Below are 12,569 nucleotides of genomic sequence, written 5' to 3'. Positions count from 1 at the left end.
CGCCGCGGACGCGCTCCGACGGCTGTAGCCGCCCGTCACAGAGCTGTGCCCCGCCAGGCCGAGAGGCCCGGCGGGGCACAGCTTTCGCGGCTCCCGGGAGGGGATCAGTCCGTGATGTATTGGTGCAGCCCCGGCACGGTCAGCGTGCCGCCGAACTGGCCGGCCTGGGTGACCTTCACCTTGGTGAAGTAGATGAACGGGATGTTCAGGGGCGGCGGGTGCTCCGGGTCGAACGTGACCGGGATCAGCCCGAGCAGGTTGCCCGAGATCTTCTCCGTGTACATCACCGTCTTGCCGTCGGTGATCGTGGACGTCGAGCCCTTCGCCGCCTGGACGTGGTGGGTCTTGCCGGACTGCTTGTCCTTGACGAGCTGGTGCAGGTCCCCGATGTCGGTGCCGTCGTTGATGACGTACTTCAGGACCTTCTTCGTGGCGCCGCTCGCCGTCCTCACCTGCACGATGCCCTGGTAGTCGGCACCCTTCAGGGTCAGCGAGCTGGCCTCCAGGTACCAGGGGTCGTCGGGCACGAGGATCTGGTTGTCGACGCCGCCCTCGGCGTCCGTGGCGGCCGGGCAGTCCGCGGGGTCCACGGAGGGGCTCGCGGACGGGCTGGGGGAGGCGGTGGCCTTCCCGGCCGCGTCCTCGGCCGCCTGCTCGGCGGCCTTCCCGGCGGCCTCGGTGGTGTCCTCCGCCGCCTTCGACGCCGCGCCGGCCGCGTCCTTCACGGTGCCCTTCGCCGTGTCGGTGACCTTGTCGGTGGTCTCCTTGACGGTGTCGGACGGGGCGTCCTTGCTCGTGTCGTCCGACCCGGCCGCGTCCCCGGACGGCGAGGCGGACGCGGACGGCGTGGGGCTCGGGCTCGCGGTGGACTTGCCGCCCGTGAAGATGCCGCTGATCGCGTCGCCGATGTCCTCCAGCACGTTGCCGCCGCTCCGGGACGGCGACGGGCTCGGCGTTGCCGCGTCGTCCTCGCCCGACGTGCCCGACGAGGGCGACGGGGTCGGCGTGGGCTCGGCCTTGTCGCCCGTGTCGCCGGAACCTGAATCCGACGAACCGGACGAATCCGCCGGGTCCTTGTCCGCGTCCGAGCCGCCCGCGGGCGCCGAGGGTGTCGGCTCGGACGTGTTCTCGTCCTTCTTGCCGTCGTCCTCGCTGCCGCTCGCCGAGGGCGACGGGGAGGCGCCGCCTTTGTCCTTGGCGGCCTCCAGCGCCGCTACGCAGTCCTTGTACTCGTCGGCCTTCAGGCTGTTGGACGTCGAGGGCTGGTCGTCGGCGAGGGCGAGCGTCGGGGTGAATCCCATGCCCATGAGGACCGCGGTGGGCATCGCCGCCATGGCTATCGCCTTGCCGGCCGGCATCTGGAACCGGGTGAACAGCGGTTTCTTGGGGGCCGCGTGACGAGGCCCCGTTCTCGGCCGGTCCTGGGTCCCGGGAAACTGGTCGCGGGCGTCAGCCGACACGGTGCCCCCCGTTGCGGGCCTCGGACCGGACGCCGTCCTCCGGACCGCCGTCGCCGGTCTCGTACGGGGTGTGCGGCAGGCCCGGCTCGTCGTCGGCGCCCTGGGGCGCGGGTTCCACGGCGTCCTCTCCGGCCGGTCCGCGACCGGACTTGTGCCGTCCCCCTCGGCGCCCTCCGCCTTGCCGGGCGCCCAGGAGACCGCGAGCGCACCACCGAACAGCGCGAACAGGAAGCCGATGAGGAAGCCTCCGATGTTGGAGACCACCAGCGACACCAGCGCCAGGATGATCGCCGCGACACCGGCGAAGACCCGCGTCGCCTGCTGGAACCACATGGTCAGGCCCAGCGTGATCAGCAGGACCCCGATGATGAGGAGCCGGCCCCGCGGTGGTCGCCATGGTGAGCGACATGGTGCCCAACTTGAGGGTGGCGTAGGGGAAGTAGGCGATCGGCACCCCGCCGAGGATGGTGAACAGCCCTGCCCAGAACGGCCGGCTGCCCCGCCAGTCACGGAATCGCCGACGCAGCCGGGTGAAGGTCCCGGCGCTCTGGACCGGAGTCTCGGCACTCATGGAAAACAGCTCCCTCGGTCCGGTGGAGGTACGTACCGGCTCGGAAGTAGGCGTTCAGTAGCCGGAAGTTGTGAGTCTGTGAAGGTGCCCGGCGGACGGCCGGGCCGGGCCCGCGGGGCGGGGAAACCGCGGCTTCCCCGCCCCTCAGGGACAGCTCGACCGCCCCTGTGGTGCCCGTGACACGGAGGCCGTCAGAAGCACTCCATCTTCTCGTCGGTGCCGAGCCTCATCGACAGGCCGTTGAGCGTGAACGTGCCGGCCGTGGTCGCCCACGCGGTCTGCTCGACCCTGGTGAGCGTTGCCGTATCGGCCTGCTGGGCGAAGCCACCCGGCAGCACGCTGTCACCCGGCTTCACATCGGGGCCTTTGTTCTGGTCCCGGACCGCGACGCCGATGTCGATGTTCTCGAACGTCGCGTTGGCGTCGAGCTGGGCGACGTCGATGTAGAGGTTCTTCGCCGTGACCGGCTTGCTCTTCCCCGCCTCGAGACGGAGATAGATGTCACCTATGCCAGGGATCGGCGTCTTGACCGACTGGCACATGTTGGTGATCTTCGCGCTCTTGAACGACGAGATCGCGACCGGGACCTTCTTCTGCTTCTCGCCCTTCACCGTCTCGTAGACGGTGTCGATCCCGCCGTACTGGGCGAAGCCCGTACCTTTGAGGTGATCGGCCGACACCTTGAACTGCTGACCGGACACGCTGAACGATGCGGCCAGCGCCCCCTGCGCGAGTCCTACACCCACACATGCCGCGGCGGCGACGCTGGGCACCATCACCACAGCGAACCGCTTCCATCTGGTCCCGCCACGCACCTGGGACTCCATATTTCCTCCTTCTCGGACGTACATCTCCTGTCCTGGCTCGCCCCGAAACGCGGCTCAGCCGGGCAGGGATGGGAGAAGTGCTACGTCCTCGGGAAGGAGAGCGCCTGCACTCGGCGGCGCAACTCGCGCCCGAATCACCGGCGATCACCCCCGAGCGACAACCACTGGTCGCGCCTGACACGCATCACGCACAACCCTGCTGGACAGGCTTCGCCGAGTGGGCGAAGACCCCCCTGTCCAAGAGCCGGCGCCACTGCCGCCGGCTCTGCTCGGTGGGGACCCAGGACGTCCCGCGACCCAACCGGCTGCCGGGGTACGGGAATGGACCGAGCGTGGCCGATCGTGGTGCATTCTCGCCGCCCGCACAAGGGGGATCGTTACTGACTAGTAACGGCCGGATAACCGAACAACGACCCCCCGGACTCGGACGACGACACAGGGTGGTGCCGGACGGCGGAACAAAGCTGTTGATCACTGGACAGAAACCGACAGATCAACGTCCGCGACTTACTCGCAGTAACAGCGGCCGCGATTACCAAGTTTTGGTAAAACGCGGCCGCGGTGACGCTCTGTCGGCGAATTCTTCACGTGGGCGCCACAGGCCCGCGCGTTTAGCGACTGGTCAGAACAGGGCTCGGGCCAGGGCCCTGCGGGCCGCGATCACGCGCGGATCCTCGGGTCCGACCACCTCGAACAGCTCCAGCAGCCGCATCCGTACGGTGTCCCGGTCGTCACCCACCGTACGCCCCACGGTCTCGATGAGCCGGCCGAAGGCGTCCTCCACATGGCCGCCCACGAGATCCAGGTCGGCGGCGGCGATCTGCGCCTGCACGTCGGCCGGCTTCTCCGCCGCGTCCCTGCGCACCTGCTGCGGGTCGACGCCCTGCACCCGCTGGAGCAACTCCGCCTGGGCGAGGCCCAGTTTGGCCTCCTCGTTGCCCGGGTCCTCGCTCAGCACGTTCTTGTAGGCCTGGACGGCACCGCTCAGGTCACCCGAGTCCAGCGCCTGTACGGCGGCCTCCAGGAGCGCGTCGTACGGACCGGCCGGCCGCTCGGGGGCCGCCTGGGCGCCGCCCGGCTCGGCTTCGGAGTCGACGGTGAGGCCGGTCAGGCCGAAGCGCTGCTCGGCGACCTGCACCAGCTGGTCCAGGGTCTGCCGGATCTGCGCCTCGCCCGCGGCCCCCTGGAAGAGCGGCAGTGCCTGCCCCGCGACGACCGCGAACACGGCGGGGATCCCCTGGATGCCGAACTGCTGCATCAGCATCTGGTTGGCGTCGACGTCGATCTTGGCGAGCAGGAAGCGGCCGTTGTACTCGACGGCCAGCCGCTCCAGGACCGGGCTCAGCTGCTTGCAGGGCTGACACCACTCGGCCCAGAAGTCGATGACGACGGGCACCTCGGCGGACCGCTGGAGGACGTCCCTCTCGAACCCCGCCTCGTCGACGTCGATGACGAGATCGGCCGGGGAGATCGCCCCCGCGCCGCCCTCCCGGGCGGCTTGCGCACGCGCCTGCTCCGCCTTCGCCTTGGCCTCCTGGGCCGCCTTCACCGCGGCGAGGTCGACGACTCCGCTCATGGACATGTTCCGTGGCTGCATGCGCCTATCCTCCCCCGTACTGCGCGCGCGTGTGAAAAACGACGTGAAAGCCGGTCCGGTCGGGTACCCCTCGGCGCCGGGTCCCCACCCGACGCCATGTCGCCGAAGCCCGTGTACGTCCCTCACGGGCTTTCGCTACGAGACGTAGCGTAATGCCACGCCGAACCGCCGGAACACCACCCCCCGGTGATCTCCCTCACGGCCCCACAGGAACCGCCGGTTTATGGTCAGCACATGCAGAGCCGCAGCCCAGCAAGCCGCACCGGGCGCCCGCGCAGCGCCACGGCGGACGCCGCGATCCTGGCGGCGACACGTGAGGCTCTCGTGGAACTGGGCTGGTCCAAGCTCACCCTGGGAGACGTCGCGACACGCGCCGGGGTTGCGAAGACGACGCTGTACCGCCGTTGGGCCGGCAAGAACGAGCTGGTCGTCGACGCGGTCGCGGAGCTCTTCGACGAGCTGGAACTCCCGGACAGCGGCTCACTGGCCGCGGACATCGAGGGCGTCGTCCTCCGGTTCGCCACGATCCTGGACCGCCCGGAGGCGAAAAGCGGCCTGATGGCAGTGGTCGCGGAGGCCACCCGCGACGACGCCCTGCGCGAACGCATCCGCGAGTCGGTGGTCGACCGCCAGAAGCGCCTGGTCCTGGAGGGCAGATCCCGAGCCCAGGTACGAGGCGAACTCCTACCCGAACCGGACCCCGCGACAGCCTCCCGCACAGCGGACCTGATCTTCGACATGGTGGCGGGAGCGGTGGTCCACCGCACGCTGGTGAGCGGGGAGCCGGTGAACGAGGAGTGGGTACGCGGCTTCACGCTCGTGCTGCTGCGGGGACTGGCGGGAGAAGCCGCGCACACGGCCGCTGGCTGAGCCGTGCCCGCCCGCCGCGCCGGCGCGCGGCCCGCTCAGGAGGCACCGCCACCGAAGGTGATGTTGCCGTGGATGTCCCGGCCCTGGATCACCGTGCCCTGCGTGCCGCCGGAGATCTCGTTGTGAACGTCCCCGGACCGCGATGCGGCCTCCGCGTCCGCCCGCCGCCGCCAGATCTCCAGCGCGGCGGCGAAGTCGGGATCCTGCCGGGCGCGTTCGTCGAACAGCGCGGCGAGCTGCCCGGCCCGTTCCTCGGTGCGCGGGGGCTCGGCGGGCACGACCGGCTCTCCCTCGCCGGAACGGGCCCCCCTTTTCGGGTGACCGGGTCGCGCGGGGACGCCCAGATCCGTTCGCCGGCCGCACCGGCCGTTCCTGAGGCGAGAGCCACGAGCGGTCCTGCCGTGATGGGCTCCACGGAGGTCCTCCAGTCGTTCGCGAATCGTGCGCTGATGGGTACGGTGCCGCACGAGGGTCTGCGGACGGGGTGCGCGTGGCGGCTGAACCCACCGGGGAACCGGCCGGGTTGGAGGACCGGCGACCGGTCCCGAATGCGGCCCTCTCGCCTCCCGGGCGGCGGTGCCGATGCCTGGCCCACTGGGGCCGCGTACGCCGTCGCCCTCGCGCTGTCCGGGACGACGGGACGGCTCTGCTGGCAGGCGCTGGACCGGCCGGGGTCCGGGAGGTCGCCGGTGATCACCTGGCTGCCGGCCGCGGGCGCCCTGCTCTGCCCGGCCGGTGCCGCCCACCAACTGCGCAGGGCCTGACGCAGACGGCGGGGACATCCGGGACGTCTTCGAGGCGGCCCCGTCGCGGCGTCTGGTCGCGCTCGGCGGACCGCCCTCGCCCAGGCGGCCGCGGCCCTGCGCGACCTGGAGGTGTCCGACGACGAACCGCCGGCCGACGTCTCGTCGACGACCTGGTGCGAGGCGTCCCTCGACACGGACGACCGGGACACCGGCCCTGACCCCGTCCGAGTCGCCCGAGGAGCCGCCCGCTCCGATGGAGCTGAGGATGCAGGGACTGAACCCCGCCGACGGACGAAAGAGGCACTCAGAAGCCCGCAGGCTCGGTGTACACCCCCCACTCGTCCCGCAGCGCTCCGCAGATCTCGCCGAGCGTCGCCTCGGCCCGTACCGCCTCCAGCATGGGCTCGATCATGTTCGCGTCCGACCGCGCCGCGGCGATCATGCCGTCGAGCGCCGTACGGACACGCGCGTCGTCACGCCCGGCCTTCCGCTCCGCGAGCACCCGGACCTGCTCGCGCTCCACCTCGTGGCTGACCCGCAGGATCTCCAGATCCCCGGTCACCGACCCGGTGTGGACGTTCACCCCGACGACCTTCTTGTCGCCCTTCTCCAGCGCCTGCTGGTACCGGAACGCCGACTCCGCGATCTCCCCGGTGAACCAGCCGTCCTCGATGCCCCGCAGGATCCCGGAGGTGATCGGCCCGATCGGGTGCTGCCCGTCGGGGTGCGCCCGCAGCCCCCGCTCCCTTATCTGCTCGAAGATCTTCTCGGCGTCGGCCTCGATCCGGTCCGTCAGCTGCTCGACGTACCAGGAACCGCCCAGCGGGTCGGCCACGTTGGCGACGCCGGTCTCCTCCATGAGCACCTGCTGGGTGCGCAGCGCGATCTCCGCCGCCTGCTCGCTCGGCAGGGCGAGGGTCTCGTCGAGGGCGTTGGTGTGCAGCGAGTTGGTCCCGCCGAGCACGGCGGCCAGCGCCTCCACGGCCGTCCGTACGACGTTGTTGTACGGCTGCTGTGCCGTGAGGGAGACGCCCGCCGTCTGGGTGTGGAAGCGCAGCCACTGCGCCTTCTCCGACGTCGCGCCGTACACGTCCCGCATCCAGCGGGCCCAGATCCGCCGGGCCGCCCGGAACTTCGCGATCTCCTCGAAGAAGTCGACGTGCGCGTCGAAGAAGAAGGACAGGCCGGGGGCGAAGACGTCGACGTCCAGCCCGCGCGACAGGCCCAGCTCCACGTACCCGAATCCGTCCGCCAGGGTGTACGCCAGCTCCTGGGCGGCCGTCGACCCGGCCTCGCGGATGTGGTAGCCGGAGACGGACAGCGGCTTGTACGCGGGGATGCCGGCCGCGCAGTGCTCCATGAGGTCGCCGATGAGCCGCAGATGCGGCTCCGGCTGGAAGAGCCACTCCTTCTGGGCAATGTACTCCTTGAAGATGTCCGTCTGGAGCGTGCCGTTCAGGACGGACGGGTCGACGCCCTGGCGTTCGGCGGCGACCAGGTACATGCAGAAGACGGGCACGGCCGGTCCGCTGATGGTCATGGACGTCGTCACGTCACCCAGCGGGATGTCCTTGAACAGGACCTCCATGTCGGCCGCCGAGTCGATCGCGACTCCGCAGTGCCCGACCTCGCCCAGCGACCGCGGGTCGTCGGAGTCGCGGCCCATGAGCGTCGGCATGTCGAAGGCGACCGAGAGCCCGCCCCCGCCGTTGCGGAGGATCATCTTGTAGCGCTCGTTGGTCTGCTCGGCGTTGCCGAACCCGGCGAACTGCCGGATGGTCCATGTACGCCCTCGGTAGCCGGTCGCGTACAGGCCGCGGGTGAAGGGGTACTCCCCGGGCCAGCCGATCCGCTCGAAGCCCTCGTACCTGTCGCCGGGCCGGGGCCCGTACACCGGCTCCACGGGGTCACCGGAGAGCGTGGTGAAGTCTGCGTCGCGCCTGCGCGCGGCGTCGTAGCGGGCCTGCCAGCGACGGCGGCCTTCCTCTATGGCGTCAGCGTCCATACCTTCGAATTTACTAGGACGTCCAAGTAAATGTCGATGGCAGACCGCCGTACGTTCGTCCGTACGGCGGTGCCGTTACGCCTTGGCGGTCGCGGGCGAGTCCTCCGCAACCCTGGCCTTGAGTTCGTGGCTGATCTTGCGCTCCACGAAGAACGCGGCCGTCGGAATGGTCCCGGCGAGCAGCACCCACAGCTGCTTGCCCACCGGCCACTTCGCCTTGGAGCCCAGGTCGAAGGCGAAGATCAGGTACACGACGTACAGCCAGCCGTGCGCGATGCTGACGACGCGCGTGAAGTCGGCCGCGCCGTTCAGGTCGAGCACGTACTTGCCGATCATGCCGAAGGTCAGCAGGACCAGCAGCACGCCGGTGACATAGGCCATCACGCGATAGCGGGTCAGCACGCTCTTTTTCATGCCGTCGAGCGTAACGACCCGTTCCGGGAGATCTTGGCCCGGGTCACCCCTCCTGGAAGTCCCCCGCGGCGATCCGCAGCGGCCGCAGCATCGCGAAGATCTCGGCGCACTCCTCCGCGTCGTACACCCCGAGCCCGAAGTCCATCGCCATCAGGTCGCGGGTGGCCGCCTCGACCACCTCGCGGCCCTTGTCGGTGATGCTGGCGAGGGTGCCGCGCCCGTCGTTGGGGTTGGGCCGCTTGGCGACGAGACCCGACTTCACGAGCCGGTCCACGGTGTTCGTCACGGACGTGGGATGCACCATGAGCCGCTCGCCAATCTTGGACATCGGCAGCTCGCCGGACTTGGAGAAGGTGAGCAGCACCAGCGCCTCATACCGCGCGAACGTCAGCCCGTACGGCTTGACCACCGCGTCGACCTCGGCGAGGAGGATCTGCTGGGCTCGCATGATCGAGGTGATCGCGGCCATGGACGGCACGTTTCCCCATCGCTGCTTCCAGCGTTCGTCGGCGCGCGCGATCGGATCGAAGGAGAGACTGAGCGGCTTCGGCACGAACTCGACCTTACCGGCCGGTCACATGATGGTCAGCCCTGTCTCGGCCTTCGGTCACCAGTGCCCTCGGGCATGATCTCGAAGACCCCGGTCCACCGGTCGTCGTGCAGACAGGCGTTCATCGGCCCGACCAGAGTCGTGTGTTCAGGGTCGGTGCGCCACCGTTTGATGGCTTCGAGGCTTTCCCACTCACTGGTGAGCAGCCATCGACCGGGATCGTCGACGGAGCGGCAGAGCTGTTCGCGCAGATGTCCGGGAAACCGCATGGCGCCGTCGTGCACGCCTTGGTAGGCGGCCACGAAATCCGCTTCCCTTCCCTCCCGGACGCGCAGCAGGCGAACCACTCGCACCCGCGCCGGTGCCTCCCCCCTCACGACGGGTCGAGAACGACGGGGAGTTCCGCGAGCCCGCGGAAGGCGGGAAACGGCACGGTCAGCCAGCGCACGTTCTCCGGCTCCCCGATCAGGGCCATGCCGGGGTGGCGCCCGAAGAGCGTGGTGAGGGCGATCTGCATCTCCAGACGTGCCAGAGGCGCGCCGATGCAGTAGTGCGGGCCGAGGCCGAATGCGAGGTGCGTCGCATGGACGTTCGGGCGCTCGACGTCCATGCGGTCCGGGTCGGGGAACATCTCCGGGTCCCGGTTGGCCGCCGTGAGGGAAATCTGCACGAGCGCACCCTTGGGGATGAGTGTGTCGCGCATCTTGATGTCTTCCGTCGCGTAGCGGAACGTCGAGTTCTCCACGGAGGTCTCGAACCGGAAGATCTCCTCGACGGCTGCGGCCGTCGCCCCCGGGTCCCGGAATGCCAGGCGCTTCTGCTCCGGCTGGCTGAGCAGGTGGTAGACGGCGTTGCCGACCTGGTACGCGGTCGACTTGTGGCCCGCGAAAAGCAGCACCCACGCGGTGGAGACGAGTTCGTGGTCGGTGAGCGCGCCGTCCTCGTCCTGCGCCGTGACGAGTGCGCTGAGCAGAGCTCCGTCCGGCTCCTTCCGCTTCCGCGCGATCAGGTCCACGAGGTAGTCGCGCAGGTTTCCCTCGGCGATTTCCAGCGCCTTGCGCGCCTCCGGCCCGAAGCCGGTCTGAGCGACGGTGGCGGACCATTCCTGGGCCTGCCTGCGCTCGTTCTCCGGGACGCCGAGGAGCTCACAGATCACGTGCAGCGGCAGCGGGAAGCAGAATTCCTTCAGGAGGTTCACGGGTTCCGACGCCGGGCAGCGGTCCAGCAGTTCGTCAGCGATCTTCTGGACCTTCGGACGCAGCGACTCCACCCTCTTGGGGGTGAAGGTGGTGCCGACGATCCTGCGGAGCCTGGTGTGCTTCGGAGGGTCCGAGAAGAGCATGTTGTCGTCCAGGGCGATCGACGAGTCGCCGAAGATCCGGTGATAGGCGTCGATGGCGCCGTACATGTCCTTGCTCAGCCGAGGATCGGCCAACGCGGCACGGGCGTCGTCGTACCGGGTGATGAGATACGTGTCGACCCCGTGAGGGGGCTTCAGCGGGCATACGGGCGCTGTCGCCCTGAGCGTGGCGTACACGGGATGCGGGTTGGCGCGAAACTCCCGACTGCAGGCCGAGGCCGCGGCAGCGGCCTCCTCGGACGACATTTCCTCGGATGCGAACGCTTGCGTCATGGCTGATCCCGGGGGTCGAGAGTTCCGTCGGTCGGTCACACGATTTCCCGGCCGGCACTGTGCCGCAAACGCTGCTGGGCCATATGAGTTCGAACGCCGCAGCACGTGTGGAATTGCTCCGGTTACCCGGCCGGCGTACCCCAGGGCGCCCCGGATCGCGCACGCAAGTCCCGCTTGGTAAACATCATGGACGGGCCAGTCCACCGTTCCCGGACTGGGCAGTCGCCGGATGACGAGGAAACCAGTGAGCGGACGCGGAGTGGAATCTGTACCAGTTCTCATCGTAGGCGGATCCCTGGTGGGGCTTTCCACCTCCGTGTTCCTGGGACGTCTCGGAATCGAGCACATGCTCGTGGAGCGGCATGCCGAGACATCGACGCACCCACGTGGCCGCGGGAACAACGTGCGCACCATGGAGGTCTTCCGGACCGCCGGACTCGAGCAGAGCGTGCGAGAGGCCGCCTTCGCTCTCGCCGGAAACGACGGCGTACTCCAGGTGGACACCCTCGTCGGGAACCAGCGCCGCTGGATCGTTCAGGACATCGCCGCAGGCATGGACGTCTCTCGGGTCAGCTCCTCGAACTGGTGCCTGTGCAGCCAGAACGATCTGGAGCCGGTCCTGCTGAACCGCGCCCGCCAGGGCGGAGACATCCGCTTTGGTACGGAACTGCTTTCCTTCACGCAGGACGAAGAGGGAGTCCAGGCGCAGGTCATGCGCCGGGACACCGGTGAGACCTATACGGTGAAAGCCGATTTCCTGGTGGCCGCCGATGGCCCGAGAAGCCCCGTTCGCAAACGTCTGGGAATCGGCCAGTCCGGACCCGGTGCCCTGTTCCACAACGTCAGTGTCACGTTCCGGAGCAAGGCCCTCAAGGAATACGTCGGACCGAAGCGCTTCATCGTCTGCTACACCACCGATCCGCAGGGGGAAGGCGCCTTGCTGCCCGTGGACAACGAGGAACGGTGGGTCATCCACATTCCCTGGTCCGCTGATCAGGGCGAATCCCTGGAGGACTTCGGGGACGAGCGCTGCGCGGCGCATATTCGCGCGGCCGTCGGTGTTCCGGACCTTGATGTCGAAATCACAGGAAAGGCGCCTTGGCACGCTTCGAGGCGGGTCGCTGACAGCTACGGGCAGGGCCGGGTCTTTCTGGCCGGTGACGCGGCGCATGAAATGCCGCCCAACGGGGCGTTCGGCTCCAACACCGGGATCCAGGACGCCCACAACCTCGCCTGGAAGCTCGCCGCGGTACTGCGCGGCTGGGCCGGCCTGCCGCTGCTCGGCACCTACGAGCGTGAGCGACGGCCCGTCGCTGTCACGACGAGCGAACGGGCCTCCCAGCAGGCCGCCGAGGAGCAGCATCCCGCGTTGGGCCCGGCAGCGGGACGCAACAACGACGCGGCGGACCTCATGACGGTCGCGCTCTGCTACCGGTACGCCTCGGACGCCGTGGTGGGCGCCTCCCCCGGCGGCCGGTCGTCCCGGAGACCTTCCGGATCGACGGAGAGCCGGGGAGCCGCGCACCCCACATGTGGGTACGGAGAGCAGGCGCCAGGATCTCCACTCTCGATCTGTACGAGCGTTCCTTCGTCGTGCTCGCCGGGGCCGAAGGCCACGAGTGGCGCCGCGCGGCGGAGCGGGCCGGCGAGAAGCTGGGCGTTCCGGTCAAGGTGTATCTCGTGGGAGACGGCCCTGATCACGACCTTGTTCCCGAGGCGGATGCCGACTGGGCGGCGCTGCACGGCACCGCCGCCGACGGTGCCGTCCTCGTACGCCCGGACGGTTTCGTCGCGTGGCGCGCGCCCACCCACCTGCCGTCCGCCGATCGTGTGCTGACGGACGTGCTGCAGACCGTGCTCTGCCGCGGCTGAACACCCACCGAAACGACCACGCCG

At 69.4% G+C, this 12,569-nt stretch carries 11 protein-coding genes and 2 pseudogenes; 3 read left to right on the top strand and 10 right to left on the bottom strand.

What is annotated here, in order from left to right; all coding sequences use genetic code 11:
- Window positions 1-104: 104 nt before the first annotated feature.
- The 4 genes and pseudogenes from V8690_RS29880 to V8690_RS29865 form a co-directional block, all read right to left on the bottom strand.
- Window positions 105-1,358 carry a hypothetical protein gene (locus V8690_RS29880; RefSeq protein ID WP_338785505.1) on the bottom strand — a complete coding sequence of 418 codons (1,254 nt, stop codon included), beginning with the start codon at window positions 1,356-1,358 and terminating at the stop codon, window positions 105-107.
- 279 nt (window positions 1,359-1,637) lie between these two features.
- Window positions 1,638-2,031: pseudogene (locus V8690_RS29875) on the bottom strand (DUF6114 domain-containing protein); the annotation flags it as partial.
- 191 nt (window positions 2,032-2,222) lie between these two features.
- Window positions 2,223-2,858, bottom strand: a complete 636-nt coding sequence (locus V8690_RS29870) for a DUF6230 family protein (protein WP_338785504.1) — start codon at window positions 2,856-2,858, stop codon at window positions 2,223-2,225.
- A 622-nt stretch (window positions 2,859-3,480) separates the two neighbouring features.
- Window positions 3,481-4,455, bottom strand: a complete 975-nt coding sequence (locus V8690_RS29865; RefSeq protein ID WP_338783222.1) for a tetratricopeptide repeat protein — start codon at window positions 4,453-4,455, stop codon at window positions 3,481-3,483.
- A gap of 234 nt (window positions 4,456-4,689) precedes the next feature.
- On the opposite strand from V8690_RS29865, the gene V8690_RS29860 reads away from it, so the two are divergent.
- Window positions 4,690-5,325: a TetR/AcrR family transcriptional regulator gene (locus V8690_RS29860; protein WP_338783221.1), complete on the top strand. Its 636-nt coding sequence runs from the start codon at window positions 4,690-4,692 to the stop codon at window positions 5,323-5,325.
- A gap of 35 nt (window positions 5,326-5,360) precedes the next feature.
- On the opposite strand, the gene V8690_RS29855 is transcribed toward V8690_RS29860, so the two are convergent.
- The gene (locus V8690_RS29855) at window positions 5,361-5,603 is read right to left on the bottom strand and encodes a hypothetical protein (RefSeq protein WP_338783219.1); all 243 of its coding nucleotides are present in this window, start codon (window positions 5,601-5,603) and stop codon (window positions 5,361-5,363) included.
- Window positions 5,604-5,873: 270 nt separating this feature from the next.
- Between V8690_RS29855 and V8690_RS29850 the strand changes: the two genes are divergently transcribed.
- Complete coding sequence (locus V8690_RS29850; RefSeq protein WP_338783218.1) at window positions 5,874-6,089, top strand: hypothetical protein; 216 nt, start codon at window positions 5,874-5,876, stop codon at window positions 6,087-6,089.
- Window positions 6,090-6,375: 286 nt separating this feature from the next.
- Here V8690_RS29850 and V8690_RS29845 read toward each other — a convergent pair whose 3' ends face one another.
- The 5 genes from V8690_RS29845 to V8690_RS29825 form a co-directional block, all read right to left on the bottom strand.
- Window positions 6,376-8,076: a methylmalonyl-CoA mutase family protein gene (locus V8690_RS29845; protein WP_338783217.1), complete on the bottom strand. Its 1,701-nt coding sequence runs from the start codon at window positions 8,074-8,076 to the stop codon at window positions 6,376-6,378.
- Window positions 8,077-8,151: 75 nt separating this feature from the next.
- Complete coding sequence (locus tag V8690_RS29840) at window positions 8,152-8,490, bottom strand: DUF3817 domain-containing protein (protein WP_338783216.1); 339 nt, start codon at window positions 8,488-8,490, stop codon at window positions 8,152-8,154.
- A gap of 43 nt (window positions 8,491-8,533) precedes the next feature.
- Window positions 8,534-9,043: a MarR family transcriptional regulator gene (locus V8690_RS29835; protein ID WP_338783215.1), complete on the bottom strand. Its 510-nt coding sequence runs from the start codon at window positions 9,041-9,043 to the stop codon at window positions 8,534-8,536.
- A gap of 32 nt (window positions 9,044-9,075) precedes the next feature.
- A complete protein-coding gene (locus V8690_RS29830; RefSeq protein WP_338783214.1) occupies window positions 9,076-9,387 on the bottom strand; it encodes an antibiotic biosynthesis monooxygenase family protein in 312 nt (103 codons plus the stop codon).
- A 26-nt stretch (window positions 9,388-9,413) separates the two neighbouring features.
- Complete coding sequence (locus V8690_RS29825) at window positions 9,414-10,673, bottom strand: cytochrome P450 (RefSeq protein ID WP_338783213.1); 1,260 nt, start codon at window positions 10,671-10,673, stop codon at window positions 9,414-9,416.
- Between the two features lie 229 nt (window positions 10,674-10,902).
- Between V8690_RS29825 and V8690_RS29820 the strand changes: the two are divergent.
- Window positions 10,903-12,545 (top strand): annotated as a pseudogene (locus V8690_RS29820) (FAD-dependent monooxygenase).
- The last annotated feature ends 24 nt before the right edge of the window (window positions 12,546-12,569 follow it).

Origin of the sequence: Streptomyces sp. DG1A-41 (genome assembly GCF_037055355.1) — a bacterium.
Classification (GTDB): Bacteria; Actinomycetota; Actinomycetes; order Streptomycetales; family Streptomycetaceae; genus Streptomyces.
This window is presented reverse-complemented; position numbering and strand designations above follow the sequence as displayed.